Origin of the sequence: Hyphomicrobium sp. (assembly GCF_003987855.1) — a bacterium.
GTDB lineage: Bacteria > Pseudomonadota > Alphaproteobacteria > Rhizobiales > Hyphomicrobiaceae > Hyphomicrobium_B.
Map to the genome: position 1 here is coordinate 224825 of NZ_RXIZ01000001.1, position 18234 is coordinate 243058.

The window sequence follows — 18234 nt, forward strand, 5'->3', positions numbered from 1 at the left end:
CAGGAAAGCGGTCCAGCTGCAGAGGCCGGCCTCAAAGCACAGGACGTGATCGTTTCCGTCAACGACCACGAGATCAAAGATGGCCGCGATCTCGCCCGCACGATCGCTGCGATCGCTCCTGGTGAGCGCATCAAGATTTCGTATATCCGCAATGGCGAAGCGCGCTCACTCGACCTCAACGTCGGACGCTATCCCGATAGCAAATCGGCCCAAAAGGAAGTTCCCGATACCGATTTCAAACTTGGGATGACGCTTGCCCCTGCCGATCAGGTTGACGGCGCTGGTCCGCGCGGCGCGGTTGTCATGAACGTCGATCCGAACGGCGCCGCTGCCGAGAAGGGCATCCAGCAAGGCGACGTCATCTTGTCAGTGGGCGGAAAGCCTGTTTCTGGCCCTGCAGACGTTAAGCAGGCCTTGCGCGAAGCGAAAAAGGACAGCAAGCGCGCGGTCCTGATGCAGCTGAAAACGGCGCAAGGCGGACGCTTCGTAGCCGTTCCGACGAGTCAGGGCTAATAAAGACTAGCGACGTAGCGGCGGGAGGCCGAAATGTCTCCCGCTGATCCTTATGAGGCCAGAATCCAGATGGCCCCCTAAACAAGGCGCTAACCCGGTCGCCACGGGGCTGAAACACGCGCAAAGTCACTTTATTATGGTGCGGTTGAGAGGACTCGAACCTCCACGCCGTTTCCAGCGCTACCACCTCAAGGTAGTGCGTCTACCAATTCCGCCACAACCGCAGTCAGACCCATGGATCTGGAAATCGCGAGAGGCCTCTGGCGGCGCCCCAATTCGCGAAGACGCCGACGTATCAGAGCAGCTTCCGGAACGCAAGCGGCAGTTTGGCTGGACTACCTAGAAGCCAAAATTGGCAGGACTCACTATATACATGGAGGCGCGCGTAAGCGGCATCCGGAAGCACTCCCGCGCGAGCTACGTGCGGCCAAGCCAAACCCGCGACTGAACCGAGCTCTCGCATCTATCCAAAATGCCGATTGAAGCCAAAGCCCCTCCAGTCGAATGGATCACTAGCAGCGGATACGTCGACTACGAGCTTGCGCTTGCGGTAATGGCTCGAAGGACGACAGCCATTAGACGGGAAACCCAGCGCGAGCTGGTCTGGCTTCTGGAACATCCACCGCTTTACACGGGAGGGACGAGCGCGAAGGACGAAGACCTTCTCAATCCTGGCGGCCTGCCGGTGTTTCGGTCGGCGCGTGGCGGCCAATTCACGTATCATGGACCGGGACAGCGGGTCGCCTACGTCATGCTGGACCTTGAGCGCAGAGGTAGGGATATTCGCGAATTCATCACGCGCCTGGAACTCTGGCTTATTCGGACGCTCGCAGAATTCAACGTGAGCGGGGAGATTCGCAGCGACCGGATCGGTATTTGGGTAAGGCGATCCTCTCGTGGGCAACAGGTCGAAGACAAGATCGCGGCACTTGGCCTACGGGTCAGTCGGTGGGTCTCAAGCCACGGCATCGCACTCAATGTCGATCCGGACCTTTCCAAATTTCGTGGGATTGTTCCCTGCGGAATCAAAGATCACGGCGTCACGAGCTTGGCCGATCTCGGGCTGCCGGTATCGATGTACGACGTCGACATCGCACTTCGAAAATGCTTCCAGCAGACATTCGGCCCGACGAAAGTCGTCGACGAGACATTACTCGAAATTGAACGCTGAGATTGGCTGGCCTCGGAGCGTCACCGGTGGACCGGCCTAGGGTCGCAGGCAAAAGAAAAGGCGTCTGAACCCGAAGGGGTTACAGACGCCCTATTAGATTTCCGCGATCTTCCCTCTACCTCAGTTTCATCCCGCTCTCCCGAGGCGCTGCCAAGGGCGGCGCACCCCATCTGCCGGGAGAATCATGGTAGAGACGACCCTCTTGGCAGAAACGCTTTCAGAGCTATTCAGCTCGTGCCTGGCGTCGACTATGCCATTGAGGGGGATGATACAGCTCTTCTGACAGACCCATCATTGCCTACCAACTTGAAGAACATCGTCCTGTCGGATCGACATTCAGGTGATAGGGAGCCTGAGCTCTCGATCACCTCGGTAGGAAATTGGCTGCTGAAACAGCCGAGGTCATAAGAAGAACTGCGATCGCGCGGCCGTGAAAACCTTAAGGTAGATACGGCCGCTCCGGCGATCGCGGCAGAAACAAATTACTTCTTCTTCTTCGCTGCCTTCTTGGCAGGAGCCTTCTTGGCGGCTTTCTTTGCAGCTTTAGCCATTTTAGATCGTCCTTCCGTTTGATCGTTGACAGACACACGTCCGTCGACCCGACTCGAGTCAGGTCATTTTTGACATTGCTGAGATTCAAGACGATGCACAAACGAAATTTGGTGTTTGGTGATATCGGAAATTTCGATAGATAAGTTTTTGCCTCAACGCTGAGGAACCCAGCGCATGGATGTCAATCTCGCCCGCACATTCCTCGTCGTCGCCGAAACGGGAAGCTTCGTCGACACGGCGCGCAAGCTCAACATCACGCAGTCGACCGTATCAGCGCGTATCAAAGGCCTCGAGGATTTGCTTGGCCGCCCCCTCTTCACGCGTTCCAAATCGGGAGCCGAACTGACGGGAGCCGGGGAACTTTTTCAGAAGCATGCCCTCGCGATGGTCCGCGTTTGGCAACAAGCACAGCTTCAAGTCTCCCTCGCCGACCAGCACCCGGAGCACATATCGGTAGGCGCGCCTTTGAGCTTATGGAGCGATTTTTTGCTGAAATGGGCGGCTGGACTGCGAATTCAGATCCCAGGTATCGCGGTATCGGCGACGGCCGGTCCCTCGCCGGTCCTCAGCCAAAGGCTGATTGAGGGAACGCTCGATCTCGCCGTCATGTACCGGCCATCGCCCCCACCTGGGCTTACGATCGAGCATCTTTTCGACGAAGAATTCGTGCTCGTTTCGTCAACAAGGGCCGGTCGGCGAGGAAGCAATGATTACCTCCTGATCGACTGGGGCGCAGATTTTGTTCAAGATCATGCGGCCGCTTTTCCTGAGCACGCCAATCCTGCGATCAGCCTGGACCTCGGTCCAATGGGGCTAGATTACCTGCTGGCAAACGAATGCTCAGGCTATTTTCCAGCGCGCATGGTGCGCAAACTGATCAGTCGAGGGCGCGTGCGGGAGCCCAAGCGCGCTCGAAAATTCGTCTATCCGGTTTACATGGTTTACCCAGAGACGCGGAACGAAGAGGCCTATGAGCCGATCCTGCGGGGTTTGAGGCGGGCGGCAGCGAAGCTCGGTTGAGCCGGATCACAAAGAGTGTCGGTTTGTTTCGCTGCCGCACTTTAACTTAGGCGAACTCGATGATGACGGCGTCGACTGCCAGGCTGTCGCCCGGCTTTGCCGCAACCTTCTTGACCTTGCCGTCACGTTCCGCCTTGAGGATGTTCTCCATCTTCATGGCTTCGACCACCGCAAGATTGTCGCCGGCCTTCACATCTTGGCCTTCCGTAACGTTGACTGCCTTAACTAGGCCAGGCATCGGGCAAAGGAGGAACTTCGACATGTCCGCCGGGACCTTGATGGGCATCAACGCCGCAAGCTCGGCTTCGCGCTGCGTGTAGACGTAGGTCGGCGCCTGAATGCCACGATAGGAGAGCGTCAGCCCGTTCGGGATCGGACGAACCTGAACGGCAACCTCCGCTCCATCGACCGTTCCGAACCACACAGGCTCCCCTGGCCACCACTCAGACGTGATTTCCATCGTCTTGCTCGGTTCGCCGTCCTTATCGAGGATCGAGATATAATAGGGTCCCGGAATGGCCCCGAGCGCTTCGATCTCAACAGTCGCCGCGCCGATTCTCACAATCCGGCGCTTGGCGAAGCTCACGCCCTGGCCTGACATCTGATGAGTGATGTCGCGGCGGCGGACGTTGCTCAGGTGATCAATTGTCCCTGCGACTGCGGCAAGCGTAATCAGATTTTGCCCCTCGGGCTCGCGCGGAACGAAGCCCTCAGGAAATTCCTCTTTGATGAATCCCGTCGAAATCGCACCTGACCGCCAGCGAGGATGCTGCATCACCGCGGAAACGAAGGGCACATTGTGCTGGATTCCATCGATGTAGAAAGCGTCGAGAGCGGTCGACTGCGCATCGATGGCCTCGATTCGTGTCGGCGCATGCGTGACCAGCTTGGCGATCATCGGATCGTAATACATCGAGATTTCGCCGCCCTCGAAGACGCCGGTATCGTTGCGGACCGTGACGCCGTCCTTCACACCCTCTGCTGGCGGCCGATATTTCACCAGGCGACCGATTGATGGCAGGAAGTTGCGGAACGGATCTTCGGCGTAAACTCGGCTTTCGACAGCCCACCCGTTCAGTTTGACGTCGGACTGCTTAAAGGGAAGCTTCTCCCCCGCGGCGACGCGGATCATTTGCTCAACAAGATCGATGCCGGTCACGAGTTCAGTCACCGGATGCTCAACCTGGAGACGCGTGTTCATTTCCAGGAAGTAGAACGACCGATCCTGCCCGGCCACGAATTCCACGGTACCCGCGCTGTCGTATCCGACGGCCTTCGCCAGGGCGACCGATTGTTCACCCATTGCCTTTCGGGTCTTCTCATCCAACAGCGGAGAGGGCGCTTCTTCCAAAACCTTCTGGTTGCGCCTCTGGATCGAACATTCACGCTCGCCGAGGTAGACGACGTTGCCGTGCTTATCTCCGAGCACCTGAATCTCGATGTGGCGCGGATTTTCGATGAACTTCTCAACGAAGCAACGGTCATCGCCGAAAGAAGATTTTGCCTCCGAGCGGGCAAGTTCAAAGCCCTCGGCAGCTTCCTTCGCGTTGTAGGCGATGCGCATACCTTTGCCGCCGCCGCCTGCGGAGGCCTTGATCATCACCGGATAGCCAATCTCGTCGGCAATCTTGACGGCATGCTTGCTATCGCTGATCTCGCCCATGTACCCGGGGACAGTCGAGACCTTCGCGGCAGCCGCCGCTTTCTTACTTTCGATCTTATCGCCCATCGCGGCGATCGCCTTGGCGTTCGGCCCGATGAAGACGATCCCGTTCTTTTGAAGAGCCAGAGGGAAAGCTTCACGCTCGGAGAGGAAGCCGTAACCGGGATGGACTGCTTCAGCCCCTGTCTGCTTGCAGGCTGCGATAATCTTGTCCATCACGAGGTAGGATTCGGAGGCAGGCGCCGGCCCAATGTAGACGGCTTCATCCGCCATATCGACGTGCAGAGCGTCCCGATCGGCGTCCGAAAAGACGGCAACGGTTTTGATGCCCATCTTGCGTGCGGTCTTGATGACGCGGCAGGCGATTTCTCCGCGATTGGCGATGAGTATTTTCTTGAACATCGGCGCGTCCCGGTCCTTCCCGTAAATTTTGGCTGCCGCTTGCGGCAAGGCAACACGCCGTTCTAGTGCGTGCGCCGGGCCGCGTAAACACGCTGTCGCATGGCAAAAGGGAGGCGATCTGCGATCCGCTGCCGCATAATCAAAGCCGCGGGCGTGGAGATGACGCCCGCGGCTCGGTAGTAACGATAATTGGCGTTCAGGCCGCCTGGCCCAACCGGCATACCGCCTCGGTTATGGCTGGATGCACCCTGGGGCTTTCATGGTTGAAATAGGACACGAGCGCCTGTTCGCTTGGCGACAGACGTCCACCGCGCCCTAAGCGGCCAACAAGCCAGATCGGGTCTGCATCGGCGATTTCTTCGTTGGTGATGATCTCTATGCGCTGATGCTCCAGGCGCGCGAGCGCCCGCTCTTCAACGCTCTGGTCGTGATAGGCGTCCTGCATGGACGAGAGGTTCGCATGCACCATGGACAAGAGGGAGAACAGCATCGAGGACTGACTGTCATCTTCCTCGATGTCCGCGTCCTGCCGGAGAGCTTCTTCGCGCGAGGGAACAGAATAGCCCGAGGCCGACATCATCACATTGGCGATCGCCTTAACGAAAAGGTCAGTCCATAGCGCGTTGGGAGGTGCCCCGGCGACAGCTTCGTCGATATCGAACAGGACGTCAGCTTCCGCACGCGTTACGGCAACGTGCCCATCGCCCCCAAACGCGTAAAGAATGCGCCGAAGTAGATCGACCTCGCTTTCGGAGATCCGGCCAGGCGGAATAGTCTTGGCTTGCCGAAGGGGCCCAGCCCCGGTCACGACGGCATGCTTGACTTGCTCGAGCGCAAATTTCGACAGGCTAGCAGGTGCCCAGCGCGCCTTATCCAAGACGTTCCGCACAAGCTCCAATTCCGTCTTGCTTTCGATGCGACCATCACGGGAGACTTGGTCGATCAGCCAATGGGCGTTCGCGGCGGTGAGATATCCGCACGGCGGCTCTTGCAGGATGAGGTAATCGGTAATGGCTTCGACGAAGAAGTCGGGCCAATCGGCGTGATGAACCTTGCAGGTCCGATGCATGGCGATGAGAAGTTCAGCCTCCTGCGCCGACGCCACGCCGTCCTCGTAGAAGACGCGTTTCAACAGGAGAAGGTCGTCAAACTCCACTGTTTGCCGACTCAAAATCTCTTCAACCGGCAATGACCGCAACCCGCCCATCGATACCCCCCAAACGCGACAAAGCCGTTGGAGGTTAGGCAACGATGTTTAATCGCACCTTAAAGAGCGTCTGAGATTGAGCATAAAAGCTAGGGAATTCCGCCGAGTGGTGAGGAGGTCACGTTCCTATCGGGACCGCAGCTCTCGCCGCGGCCCCGTCAGACCCACCGTGCTCCCGCATGCACAGGGGAAAGGAATGACACCGGAGTTGTCTACGCATCCGCATGAACGGTTGCTGAAGGCTGCGGTCGACCCGTTGCTCAACCACAGGAGCGCCGACTTTGATTTGGAGAGCCCGTTCGGAGGGGGGATCCGAACGGGCAGTCGCATGCCTTGAGCGCGGTGTGGGTCGCGCGAAAAAGGCGAGGTCTTGGATGCAAAATCTTTGCACCCCGGCCTCGGATTAAGAACGCAGCGGAAGAACCAATCCGTCGGCCGGATCGCCCGTTTTGCAAAAGAAGGCGGAAAGTGGTCAGGCCGCGAGCTGCGAAACAAGGCGCATCCGCGACGCAGGGAGAGTTTGCCCCCGCGGCATAAGCAGATGCTTTTCAATGAAATGTCCGGTCAACGCGAAACCAAGATGGACGTCTCGTGGGGTAACCGGACCCGATCTCCCCTTTGTAAGAAACTGGGGGAGCGCGAGAAGCTTATCACGATAGGGCTCTCCCGCGGAGGCCGACACCGCGCGCCCTGATTTCGGTGACACATAGATCAACTGGTCATTCGAACCCGTGGCGGCGCATTGGCTGAGATCGAGCCCGAAGCCAAGTTCATCAAGCAGCGCCATTTCCCACCTGACAAGAAGCGCTGGCCACACCGTCGCGTCATTCAGAAATCCGAGAACGAAAAGTGTGATCTCGTAGAGATTAGGATGCGGATCCCGCTCCGGCAGAAGGCTGGTCAAGCTCGTGATGGACGAGAGCGCCATAAGAGCCTGGGGGTCATCCAGTGTCTCGGCTGCAAAAGCGCGGCGCATTTCAACGCTCATGGAGCCCAACTGATCAGCCAGACGCGCTTTCCAAACCGCGTCAACGTGATTGCCCGCGAGCAGAACTGGCCTCATCCGACGGGAACGTCCGCCATGTACCAGGCCCGTATGCCGCCCATGCGCCCGCGTCCAGATATCGACCACCGCGGCCGTCTCGCCATGCGGTCTTACTGAGAGAACAATGCCTTCATCTGCCCACTGCATGGGACTTCATATCAGGCGACTCAGGATTTGGGAAAAGGCAGACCCATTTCGCGATACCGCTCTGGGTCGCTCTCCCAGTTTTCGCGCACCTTGACGAACAAGAAGAGATGTATCCGATGTCCGGCCATCTCCTCGATGGCATGCCGCGCCGCACTCGAGATCTTCTTGATCGTTTCCCCGCCCTTGCCGAGGACGATTTTCTTTTGCCCATCGCGTTCGACGTAGATCGTCTGCTCCACCCGCGCCGAGCCATCTTTCAACGACTTCCAATCCGTCGTTTCAACGGTGGTCGTGTAGGGGAGTTCCTGATGCAGGAACCGATAAACGCTCTCCCGCGTCATCTCCGCCGCCTGCGCCCGCATCGGAACGTCAGTGACGTCGTCCTCCGAGTAATGCCACGGACCTACAGGTACGATTCCGGCAAGATACGTGAGAAGGTCCTTGACCCCTTGGCCCTCCAAAGCAGAAACCATAAAGATGCGAGCCGGCGCCAGACGCTCATCGAGCGCCTTGGCAAGCTCGAGCAATTGCGGCTTGTCTTCGACTCGATCGATCTTGTTCAGAACCGCGATCTTGGGCATGCGGGCGGCCCTTAACCGCTCGACGATGGCGTCGGTGTCATCGTTCAGCCTCGTGGCCGCATCGAGAACGAAAAGAACCGCGTCCGCGTCTTCAAGCCCGCCCCAGGCGGCTTCTACCATCGCCCGGTCCAACCGCCGCTTCGGATTGAAGATGCCCGCCGTATCGATAAAGACGATTTGGCTCGCGCCCTCCATCGCGATCCCTCGGATGGGGGCACGCGTCGTCTGCACCTTGTGCGAGACGATGGCGACTTTCGCGCCAACCAGGGCGTTGATGAGCGTCGACTTTCCGGCGTTCGTCGGACCGATGATGGCGACAAATCCGCAGCGGCGCTCGCCAGCGTCGGCAGCTTCAGCGGGGCGATTGATTTCAGACATTTCCCATACGCGCTCCAACGCCTTCTCGTGTCAAAAGAGCGCTCGCGGCAGCCTGCTCCGCTATCCGCTTCGACGCTCCCTCGCCCTGCGCGGGGGCCTTGCCGGCGATCAACACCTCGGCGGTGAAGCGCGGCGCGTGATCCGGGCCATTGCGGGCGACGACTGTATAGCGAGGCAGCGCCAATCCTTGCCCCTGTGCCCACTCTTGTAAGGCCGACTTAGCATCGACGGCAACCTCCGGCTCCGGCTCGGATTGATCCTGCCAAAGCCTATTCACCACGGCCCTGGCCTTCTCGAAGCCCCCGTCGATGAACACAGCTCCGAGAAGCGCCTCCGCCGCATCTGCAAGAATCGTCGTCTTGTTCCGTCCGCCACTGTCGGCTTCGCTTTCCGACAGAATGAGATGCGCACCAAGGCCGATGTTGCGCGCGACCTTGGCGCAGGCTTCGCCGCGAACCAGGCGATTGTACCGGCGCGCTAGCTCGCCTTCGTTCGCATCCGGAAACTGCTTATTCAGCGCTTCGGCAATGGCGAGACCCAGCACACGATCGCCGATGAACTCCAAGCGCTCGTTGTCCGATCTCGCGACCTTACCTCCACGCACGCTTGCATGGGTCAGGGCGCGCTCAAGAAGCCCGACGTCCTTGAACTTGTAGCCGACCTTCGTCTCGAGTTCTTTGAACTTTCGCTGTCTCAACATGGCGCAAATGCCGCTTTGCGGTCACCGCACGAGAGTGAAGAACCTGTTCCAGCGAATGTCAAATGGCCAAGTCCACGGCTGCCACCAGCGCATGGCCTCAGGACCATCCACCTTGGCAGAGAAGAATATGATCTCAGCCCGCCCGATGAAATTCTCGTACGGCACGAACCCGACAGCACTCCGAACCCTGCTATCAGTAGAATTATCCCGGTTGTCGCCCATCATGAAATAATGGCCAGGCGGAACCTTGTAGACGCCTGTATTGTCATAGGGCCCATCCGGATCGCTATCCAGAACCTTATATTTGACCCCATTCGGGAGGGTCTCCTCGAAGACCGGAATGGTTCGCTCCCGCCCCTCTTCCCATGTCGTGAAATCGCCCGCCGGCACCTTCGGCACAGCCTGACCATTGATGAAGAGCTGACCGTTCTTCATTTGGATTTCGTCACCGGGCAAACCGATGACACGCTTGATATAGTCAGTTGAATTGTCGCGCGGGAGTTTGAAGACGGCGACGTCTCCGCGTTTGGGCTCGGCGCCTAAAATGCGACCGGAAAAGAGATCGGGGCTGAATGGGAAAGAAAAGCGGCTGTAACCGTACGACAGCTTGGAGACGAAGAGGTAATCTCCGATGAGCAAAGTCTCCTTCATCGAGCCCGAAGGTATGTTGAAGGGCTGATAGAAGAAAACTCGAACGAACATCGCGATAGCGAGAGCTTCGACGACGATGATGAGGGTTTCTGACCAGCTCGATCTCGACGTCTTGGTACCAACGCTCATTCAGAGGCTCCTCTGCGCCACCGAGGCATCGGCCGGGGCTCGCTACGTGTATGCGGACCGCTATAGCGAGTTTGCCTTGGGGCCGCAACGACGGCTATAAATCTGTCTAAAAGGTAAGGAAAACAGCGGGTCGACAAGGCAAAAGAGGCGAATACGGAAGAAAAATATCAACCGCCCAGGATCATATTTTCCGGGTCTGCTGAAATAATGACGATAGCCTGCGCCATCGGATATTCATCCGTCAAAGTGACGTCGATACGCGGCTTATAGCCCTTCGGCACCAATTGCGTCAGCCGATGTTCGGCACCTCCGGTCAATGCTAATGTCGGTCGCCCCGAGGGTGCGTTCACCACCCCAATCGATTTCAGATACACACCAAATCGAAAGCCAGTCCCGAGCGCCTTTGACGCCGCTTCCTTGGCCGCGAACCGCTTGGCGAATGTTCGCTCAGGATACGCCCTGGAAAATGCTTTTCGCCGCTCCTCAGGTGTGAAGACACGATTGAGGAACCGATCCCCAAACCGGGCAATCGTCTTCTCGATGCGCCGAATGTCACAAAGATCGTTACCGATGCCAATGATCATGCAGCGCGCACTATCCCTATCTTAAAGACTCGCGGGCCTCATCCATCAGCACGCGCATGCGCCGGACTGCCATAGGTAGGCCGCCGAAGATCGCCTCACCGATAAGAAAGTGCCCGATGTTAAGTTCAACGATCTCTGGAATGGCCGCGATGGCCTTCACCGTGTTGTAGGTCAACCCGTGCCCCGCATGAACTTCGAGGCCGGCCTCCGCTGCAGCGCGCGCAGCCTTCCTATGACGTTCAGTTTCGCGCGCGACGCCAGCCGCGTCATGATCAAGCGCCAGATTGCAATAGCGGCCGGTATGAAGCTCGACGATATCTGCCCCAGCGCTCGCAGACGCCTCGATTGTTTTCAAATCGGGCTCGATAAAAAGCGATACGCGAATACCGGCGTCGCGAAGCTTCGCAATGAAGGGCTTGAGCGACTTCGCCGACCCTATGACGTCAAGTCCGCCTTCCGTCGTTCGCTCCTCGCGTCGTTCGGGAACGAGGCAACACGCGTGAGGCACGTGTTTCAATGCGATCTGAAGCATTTCCTTTGTGGTAGCCATCTCGAGATTGAGCGGACGCGTTAGCTCGTTCTTCAACCGGCTGATATCGGCATCTGAGATGTGGCGGCGATCCTCGCGCAGATGGGCCGTAATGCCGTCCGCACCGCCTTCGATCGCAAGATGCGCAGCACGTAGCGGATCCGGATGCATGCCTCCGCGCGCATTTCTTAGCGTGGCCACATGATCGATATTGACCCCAAGCCGAAGCGCGCGAACCGGCGCTGCCGCAGGTTGGGAAGAGCTAGCCTTGCGCGTCTGGACCACGATTAAGCGCCATCGTTAAGGGGGGAACCGTCAAAGGCCGCGGAGGAACCTCAGCTGAGCTTGCGGTGCCGCTGAAAAACGCGGACCGCTCTGCGTGTAGGATAATAGCTGAAGACTGCCGCTATCAAGCCGACCAACAGGCCCCCCACCATCATGGGTTCGATAATCGGCGATAGATTGGTGACCGCGGTATCCAGCGTTTCGGGCGACGGAGCAGCAAGCGTCGCCCCGAGTGCGTTCGCGGTTTCGCTCAGATGGTCTGCTGCGTAGGTCGGATCCAGTCCAAGCAGCAAGGCACCGGAAACGTACGACGCGCTCCAGATCGCGGGCCAGCTCACTGGATTGCCAATTAAAGTCCCGAGAAGAGCCGCAGGCATGCTGACCCGAAGCATAAATGCCAAAATGCACGCGGTGATGGTCTGGACGCCGAGGAAGGGTGTGCACGCGGTGAACACGCCGATCGCAAAACCGAGGGCGACCTCATGCGGCGTCGCACGAACCAATAAAACCCGCCGCCATAGATAGCGGAGGCGCAAATGAAGGCGAGCGAATTCCAAATGCGAATAGTTGATCGCAGTTTGCAAGGCTGACCGGTTCTCGTTCAACGGTTTCTTCCTATCAGCCGCCAGTGCACGCGCCTCGAGGCTTTCGTGGCGCACCATACCCTACTCGAACAGGCGTTCCACCTTTGCGACCGCGGGCTTGGCGCGAAGACCTGCGACGATGTGGTTCAAATGCACCAAGTCGAAAACCTCGAGCTCAATGTGCATCACAGTGAAGTCTGCCGCGCGCCGGGCCATTTTGATATTGTCGATATTGCCGCCGGTCTCGCCGATAACTTTCGCGATTTCCGCTAGCGAGCCTGGAGCGTTGACCGCGGTAACACTGATTCGGGCGGGAAACCGTTGAGGTCGCTCAGGATCGACGTCCCAAGTTACGTCTATCCAATGAGCTTCCTCGTATTCTTTGAGCCGCGGCGAGTGGATCTGAAATACGCGGATCCCCTCCCCCGGAGCCATCACTCCAACGATCCTATCGCCGGGGACCGCCCCTCCCGGCTCAAAGGCGACCGGAAGATCTTGGCTTGGCCCCCCGATCGATACCGCCGTCATGCTATCGATCTCGGACGTCCTGAACTTCAGGCTCTTAACTTTGTCGATATTGAACCAGCCGTCCTGTTCCCGGGCTCGGCCGAAACGCCGAGTGGGCTTATATGCCTCTCCGAGAGACTGCCCCTGCGGCAGCACCGCAGTAAGCACGTCCTGCAGCTGGATGTCGTTTCGACCGACGGCCGCCAAAAGGTCATCCGCCGTCTTGAAGCCGAGTTTAGGAGCGGCCGTCTTGATTTTCTCCTCCGAGTAATCGACCTCGATGCCGGCTAAAGTCGATTGAACGAGCTGCCGCCCAAGCTCGATGAAGCGCTTTCGCTCAGCTTCACGAGCGGCTCTACGGATTGCCGACCGCGCCCGGCCGGTAACCGCGAAAGCTTCCCATGCTGCCGGCCGCACGTGTTCCTTGGAAGTTTCGATGACAACTTCATCACCGTTGCGCAGATGCGTATCGATCGGCACGTGGCGTCCGTTGATATAGGCGGCGACGGCCTCATTTCCGATGTCGGTATGGACGGCGTACGCGAAGTCCAGAGGCGTTGCGCCTCGCGGCAACGCGATGAGCCGCCCTTTCGGCGTGAAGCAGAATACCTGGTCGTGAAACAACTCGAGCTTCGTGTGCTCGAGAAACTCTTCCGGATTGGCGGCCTCCAGAAGAGAGGAAATCATCACCCGAAGGCGACCGTAAGGGCTATCGTCGGTTTCTTCGCTGTCGATGACATCATGGCCGTTCATCAAGCCGTGCTGCTGATCCTTATAAAGTGCGTGGGCAGCAATGCCGTACTCGGCGATATGGTGCATGTCACGCGTCCGAATCTGAAGCTCGACCCTTTGATGTCGCGGCCCATAAACGGTCGTATGAATCGACTGGTAATTGTTCCGCTTCGGAGCGGAGATGTAATCCTTGAATCGGCCGGGAACGGTACTCCACGTCGTGTGCACGATCCCGAGAACTCGATAGCAATCCTCGATGGTATCGACGATGACGCGGAAACCGTAGATGTCAGACAGCTGCTCGAGGCTAATCTGCTTGTGCTCCATCTTGCTCCAGATGGCGTAAGGCTTCTTTTCCCTACCGAACGTATCCGCCTTGATGCCCGACTCTGCGCATTTGCGCGCAATTGCCTGCCGAATCTCTTCCACAAGGCTGCCGTTACGCTCGCGCATATCCGCGAGCCTTTCCGTCAGCGCTTCATAAGCTTCCGGATGCAGCCAACGGAATGAGTGGTCCTCGAGTTCTTCGCGCAGAGCCTGCATGCCCATCATGCCGGCTAGAGGCGCGTAGATGTCCCGCGTCTCCTCCGAATTGCGCCGCCTGCTTTCCGGCTTCATGTGTTCGAGCGTCCGCATGTTGTGCAGACGGTCGGCAAGCTTCACCAGAAGGACGCGGATATCGCTGGAGATCGCAATGAGCAGTTTGCGAAAATTTTCCGCCTGCTCCGCCTTCCTGGAGACGAGGTCGAGCCTCTTGATTTTGGTCAGCCCATCGACGAGACCGCCGATCTCGGGTCCAAACATCTGATCGATCTCGGTCCGAGTCGCATCGGTATCCTCGATCACGTCATGAAGAAGAGCGGTGGCGATCGTCGCGTCATCAAGCTTGAGATCTGTCAGGATCGCCGCGACTTCTAGGGGGTGCGAAAAGTACGGGGCGCCGGATGCCCGTTTTTGATGACCATGCGCCTTCATCGCATAAACATAGGCGCGATTGAGTAACGCCTCGTCAGCGCTCGGATCGTACTTGAGAACTCGCTCTACGAGTTCGTATTGCCGCATCATGTCCCGCCGCACTCCTTCTGGGCGCAAGCGTAACCGAAGAAAGGCTAATTATTAAAGTGCGACAGGCAGGTCAGCGGCGCTAGCTGAAAACGTCGTCCGACTCAGCGTGACGACCGATCGCGTGGATCGCGGTCACGTTCACGCGGACCAGAACCCGAGCCGATATTGGCGGAAGGCTCGAGTGGCGTCATGCTTTCCAGACCGCGAAGAAGCTGCTCTTCCGTCATCACATCCACCTGGGTGTCGGATGAAAGGTCGTCACGACCGAGCATGGGAGCCCGGCGATCCGGAGGAAGGAGCGGCGCGGCGACCGCTTCCGGCTCGTCGACTTCGGTATTCTTCTGGATCGAAGAAATCAAAGTCTCCCGCATGTCGTCTGGCGAAAGGGTTCGCTCAGCGATTTCGCGCAGCGCAATAACGGGGTTCTTGTCATCATCAGGCGAGATGGTGATCGCGCTTCCGTTCGTTATCGCGCGCGCCCGATGGGCAGCGAGAAGCACCAATTCAAAACGGTTCGGAATCTTGTCAACGCAGTCTTCGACGGTGACGCGAGCCATCGGCTAAAACCTTCCTCAGGAGAAATTATAGCGCCAGAAGACGCGTTAAGGGCGCAAAAAGCCGTTCGAGACAGCCTACCAGCGCCACGTTGATACTTCTCTGCCACGGCGGCGCCGATTAATCAAGTCGCGGCCTTGGATACAATCGAACGAAGGGGTGGTTTTCAGAGATGACTGCCCTTATGTGTGAACGCAGTAGACCATTTGTCACAATTGTTGACTGACAGGCACGCCTGATAACTGTTGCGCCACGGAAGTTCTACGCCGTAGAGATGCGTGGAATACAGCAGTTTCGTCAAGTTTTACGGTCCGAAAGTTAAGTGGTTTTCTCAACAGCGCGCTCATATGGGCCTTCGACACTGAGAAATCCGACAGGATAAGCCATGCATTTTTACCCCTCGGAACGGATAGCGCTATTCATTGATGGCGCTAATCTTTATGCCACCGCCAAGTCGCTTGGATTTGACATAGATTATAAGCGATTGCTTGGGCTGTTCCGGCAAAAGGGGCAGCTTGTCAGGGCGCTGTACTACACCGCCCTCGCTGAGGAGCAGGAATACTCCTCTATCAGGCCTCTGATCGACTGGCTGGATTACAACGGCTTCTCGATGGTCACGAAGCCGACAAAGGAATTTACCGATGCTACCGGTCGTCGGAAGGTCAAGGGCAACATGGATATCGAACTTGCGGTCGACGCTATGCGCCTGGCCGATAGTCTCGATCATCTTGTGATCTTTTCCGGTGATGGCGATTTTCGCAGCCTCGTTGCGGCGCTTCAGCAAAAGGGCAAACGCGTGAGCGTGGTTTCGACCCTGCAGACGCAGCCGCCGATGGTCGCTGACGAACTCCGTCGCCAGGCGGACCAGTTCATCGACCTAGCCGATCTCGAAGACCAGGTTGGCCGCTCGCAAAACGGCAGTGGTGGGCCGAACGGTGGCCGCACCCCGAGAGAAGGCAGTGGTCGCAACTACTCGGCTCGGGGCCAAAATGCCGCCCCGCGCGAAACTGGATACCTTGGTGACGACGATCTCGCCGAGGAAGAAATCTGACGCGTCTCACATTGGCTAACAGCTCAGGGGTCCAATGAGTGGGACCGCACGCGGAACCGCGTTTACGCCAGAGGCTCCGCCCAAGTGCGAACGCTGTCCCCGCCTTGTGACGTATCGGAAGAAAAACGAACTGGATGAACCGCAATGGTTCAATGGCGCGGTGCCTTCGTTCGGCTCCGCTTACGGCCGCCTTCTGATCGTCGGCCTTGCTCCGGGTCGCAATGGTGCGAATAGAACAGGTCGTCCATTCACCGGCGACTACGCCGGCGAACTGCTCTACTCCACGCTTTTGAAATATGGCTTTGCGACCGGCGAGTATCACGCTCGGATCGATGACGGCTTGGCGCTTGTCGACTGCATGATCACGAACGCGGTGCGCTGCGTTCCGCCCGAAAACAAGCCCGAGCCTAGCGAAATTTCCAACTGCCGACCTTTCTTCGAGGCTCGACTAGCGAGCTTGCGCAATTTGGAGGTCATTCTGGCGCTCGGACGCATCGCCCACGACCAGACCCTTGCAACCCTCGGCAAGAAGAAGACGCACTTCCCGTTTGCGCACGGCGCCCGCCACGAGCTCGGGGACGGTTGCGCGCTCTACGACAGTTTCCACTGCTCGCGATACAATACCAATACCGGTCGGCTCACAGCCGCAATGTTCCACTCTGTATTCGACGCGATCAGAGGTGAGGTGCGCTCAAAGAGCGTAGCAGATCACGCGGATGAGCCCCGGGGTCGGCGATCGGATAGATGACGCGGTAGATCACCCCGTTGCGCACGATCATCGTCAGCCGGGAAAGATAATTTACACCCCCGGTCGCAAAGCGCGGCAACGTCAGCGCATCCGCGAAAGCCAATTGCTCATCGCTCAAGAGCAAATACGGGATCCCAGCCCGCAGGGCGAAAGCATGCTGTGCTTCCGCGGCTTGGCCGCTTAACCCGAAAACCTCATATCCGAGCAGCTCGAACTCCGCGTACGCATCGCGAAACCCCTCCGCTTCCGGCGTCGAACCATGCGCGCCCGGTATGACGTCCCAGTCCGGGGGATTGGGCAGTCCAGGAGTACCCGTCATCGGATACACAAAAACGATGGCCCGCTCCTGAAAACGCGCGAGATTCACACTCGCACCCCGCGTCGCTGGCAGTGCCACGTCTGGAAGACGCGTTCCCGCGATCAGATGCTTTGCTCCTCCATCATCCAGGAAGAGCGATGTGGCATGTGTTTCCAAAATTCTAAGCCTTTGCGCAGGTCTAACGTAGTACGAACGCCTCAACCCTTTTCGCGCAATAGTCGCGCTTTTTGGCGGTTCCAGTCCCGCTTGGCCGCATCCTGGCGTTTGTCCGCCTGATTTTTACCCTCGGCAAGGCCGACCTTTACTTTGGCGCGACCCTTTTCGTTGAAATAGAGTTCGAGTGGGACAAGCGTCATTCCCTTCCGCTCCACCGCAATTCCAATTTTATGGATTTCAGTGGCATGCATCAGTAGGCGACGCTTTCGGCGTGGCTCGTGCGGGAAAAGTGCGGCGCCAGGATACTCTGCAATGTAGCTGTTGATCAGCCAAATGCCGCCGTCTTCGACCGATGCATAGCTTTCCGCGATATTCGACTGCCCGCGCCGCAATGACTTCACCTCCGAGCCAAGAAGCTCGATACCGGCCTCCCAACTGTCCGTGATGAAGTATTCATGCCGGGCTTTGCGGTTTTCGGCGACAAGCGTGCTGCCGTCGTCACGTTTCGATGCCATGTCTCAGCGCCTACCGGCCATTTTCAAGCGGCCGCTTCGGCGTTTACCAGATCGAGATCGCTTAGGACTTTGTCGATTGCCCTACGAGAGGCCTCGGAAAGCGGCACCATTGGCAGGCGCACGTCAGCCGTGCCGAAACCTACACGTGAAACCGCATACTTGACCGGCGAGGGGTTCGTTTCGATGAACAAAACCTCGTGCAACGGCATCAGCCGATCTTGCAAAGCTAAAGCCTTCTTGAAATCCCCCGCCATGCACGCGTTCTGGAACTCAGCGCAGAGCCGCGGCGCGACGTTGGAGGCCACGGAAATGCAGCCCGCTCCCCCGTGTGCCATGAAACCAAGCGCGGTAGCATCTTCGCCAGAGAGTTGGCAGAACTCGGGACCAAGAAGCGCCCTCGTCTGCGAGGGCCGCGCCAAATTCGCAGTCGCGTCCTTCACCCCGA

General features: G+C 58.2%; 19 protein-coding genes and 1 tRNA gene. 5 read left to right on the plus strand and 15 right to left on the minus strand.

Translation table 11 applies throughout. The features are described from left to right. The coding region (locus tag EKK30_RS01090; RefSeq protein ID WP_290978947.1) for a PDZ domain-containing protein at positions 1-513 on the plus strand (513 nt) is incomplete at its 5' end. A gap of 137 nt (positions 514-650) precedes the next feature. On the opposite strand, the gene EKK30_RS01095 is transcribed toward EKK30_RS01090, so the two are convergent. After that, positions 651-737: transfer RNA gene (locus tag EKK30_RS01095), tRNA-Leu, on the minus strand. Between the two features lie 248 nt (positions 738-985). On the opposite strand from EKK30_RS01095, the gene lipB reads away from it, so the two are divergent. Both lipB and EKK30_RS01105 read left to right on the plus strand, forming a co-directional pair. Further along, positions 986-1684 (plus strand): lipoyl(octanoyl) transferase LipB, encoded by a 699-nt coding sequence (gene lipB, locus EKK30_RS01100; protein WP_290978950.1) that lies wholly within the window; start codon positions 986-988, stop codon positions 1682-1684. A 726-nt stretch (positions 1685-2410) separates the two neighbouring features. Next, positions 2411-3256 carry a LysR family transcriptional regulator gene (locus EKK30_RS01105; RefSeq protein ID WP_290978954.1) on the plus strand — a complete coding sequence of 282 codons (846 nt, stop codon included), beginning with the start codon at positions 2411-2413 and terminating at the stop codon, positions 3254-3256. A gap of 46 nt (positions 3257-3302) precedes the next feature. Here the strand turns inward: EKK30_RS01105 and EKK30_RS01110 are convergent, their stop codons facing one another. The 11 genes from EKK30_RS01110 to rpoZ all read right to left on the minus strand — a co-directional run bounded on the left by EKK30_RS01110 (position 3303) and on the right by rpoZ (position 15002). Continuing rightward, on the minus strand, positions 3303-5321 hold the full coding sequence (locus EKK30_RS01110; RefSeq protein ID WP_290978957.1) for an acetyl/propionyl/methylcrotonyl-CoA carboxylase subunit alpha: 2019 nt from the start codon (positions 5319-5321) through the stop codon (positions 3303-3305). A 196-nt stretch (positions 5322-5517) separates the two neighbouring features. Further along, the gene (locus EKK30_RS01115; protein WP_290978960.1) at positions 5518-6492 is read right to left on the minus strand and encodes a hypothetical protein; all 975 of its coding nucleotides are present in this window, start codon (positions 6490-6492) and stop codon (positions 5518-5520) included. A 508-nt stretch (positions 6493-7000) separates the two neighbouring features. Further along, a complete protein-coding gene (gene recO / locus EKK30_RS01120; RefSeq protein WP_290978962.1) occupies positions 7001-7720 on the minus strand; it encodes a DNA repair protein RecO in 720 nt (239 codons plus the stop codon). Positions 7721-7740: 20 nt separating this feature from the next. Next, complete coding sequence (era, locus tag EKK30_RS01125; protein WP_290978966.1) at positions 7741-8679, minus strand: GTPase Era; 939 nt, start codon at positions 8677-8679, stop codon at positions 7741-7743. After that, positions 8672-9379 (minus strand): ribonuclease III, encoded by a 708-nt coding sequence (gene rnc / locus EKK30_RS01130; RefSeq protein ID WP_290978970.1) that lies wholly within the window; start codon positions 9377-9379, stop codon positions 8672-8674. The genes era and rnc overlap by 8 nt, the downstream gene beginning before the upstream one ends. Positions 9380-9400: 21 nt before the next feature. Further along, the gene (gene lepB / locus EKK30_RS01135; protein ID WP_290978973.1) at positions 9401-10159 is read right to left on the minus strand and encodes a signal peptidase I; all 759 of its coding nucleotides are present in this window, start codon (positions 10157-10159) and stop codon (positions 9401-9403) included. A 167-nt stretch (positions 10160-10326) separates the two neighbouring features. Beyond that, positions 10327-10743 (minus strand): holo-ACP synthase, encoded by a 417-nt coding sequence (gene acpS / locus EKK30_RS01140; RefSeq protein WP_290978976.1) that lies wholly within the window; start codon positions 10741-10743, stop codon positions 10327-10329. 16 nt (positions 10744-10759) lie between these two features. Further along, positions 10760-11557 carry a pyridoxine 5'-phosphate synthase gene (locus tag EKK30_RS01145; RefSeq protein WP_290978979.1) on the minus strand — a complete coding sequence of 266 codons (798 nt, stop codon included), beginning with the start codon at positions 11555-11557 and terminating at the stop codon, positions 10760-10762. A 50-nt stretch (positions 11558-11607) separates the two neighbouring features. Next, a complete protein-coding gene (locus EKK30_RS01150) occupies positions 11608-12219 on the minus strand; it encodes a DUF2062 domain-containing protein (RefSeq protein WP_290978981.1) in 612 nt (203 codons plus the stop codon). A 3-nt stretch (positions 12220-12222) separates the two neighbouring features. After that, positions 12223-14445: a bifunctional (p)ppGpp synthetase/guanosine-3',5'-bis(diphosphate) 3'-pyrophosphohydrolase gene (locus EKK30_RS01155; RefSeq protein ID WP_290978984.1), complete on the minus strand. Its 2223-nt coding sequence runs from the start codon at positions 14443-14445 to the stop codon at positions 12223-12225. A gap of 101 nt (positions 14446-14546) precedes the next feature. Further along, positions 14547-15002 carry a DNA-directed RNA polymerase subunit omega gene (gene rpoZ / locus EKK30_RS01160; RefSeq protein WP_290978988.1) on the minus strand — a complete coding sequence of 152 codons (456 nt, stop codon included), beginning with the start codon at positions 15000-15002 and terminating at the stop codon, positions 14547-14549. A 383-nt stretch (positions 15003-15385) separates the two neighbouring features. Between rpoZ and EKK30_RS01165 the strand changes: the two genes are divergently transcribed. Further along, positions 15386-16051 carry an NYN domain-containing protein gene (locus EKK30_RS01165; RefSeq protein WP_290978991.1) on the plus strand — a complete coding sequence of 222 codons (666 nt, stop codon included), beginning with the start codon at positions 15386-15388 and terminating at the stop codon, positions 16049-16051. A gap of 34 nt (positions 16052-16085) precedes the next feature. Beyond that, a complete protein-coding gene (locus EKK30_RS01170) occupies positions 16086-16799 on the plus strand; it encodes a uracil-DNA glycosylase (RefSeq protein WP_290978994.1) in 714 nt (237 codons plus the stop codon). Here EKK30_RS01170 and EKK30_RS01175 read toward each other — a convergent pair. From EKK30_RS01175 to EKK30_RS01185, 3 genes are all read right to left on the minus strand, one after another. Next, entirely contained in the window at positions 16726-17274 is a 549-nt protein-coding gene (locus EKK30_RS01175; RefSeq protein ID WP_290978997.1) for a peroxiredoxin, read from the minus strand. The genes EKK30_RS01170 and EKK30_RS01175 overlap by 74 nt on opposite strands. Positions 17275-17315: 41 nt before the next feature. Continuing rightward, the gene (smpB, locus tag EKK30_RS01180) at positions 17316-17789 is read right to left on the minus strand and encodes an SsrA-binding protein SmpB (RefSeq protein ID WP_290979000.1); all 474 of its coding nucleotides are present in this window, start codon (positions 17787-17789) and stop codon (positions 17316-17318) included. 23 nt (positions 17790-17812) lie between these two features. Then, positions 17813-18234 (minus strand): dihydrodipicolinate synthase family protein (locus EKK30_RS01185; RefSeq protein WP_290979003.1); only part of this gene is annotated, 422 nt, incomplete at its 5' end.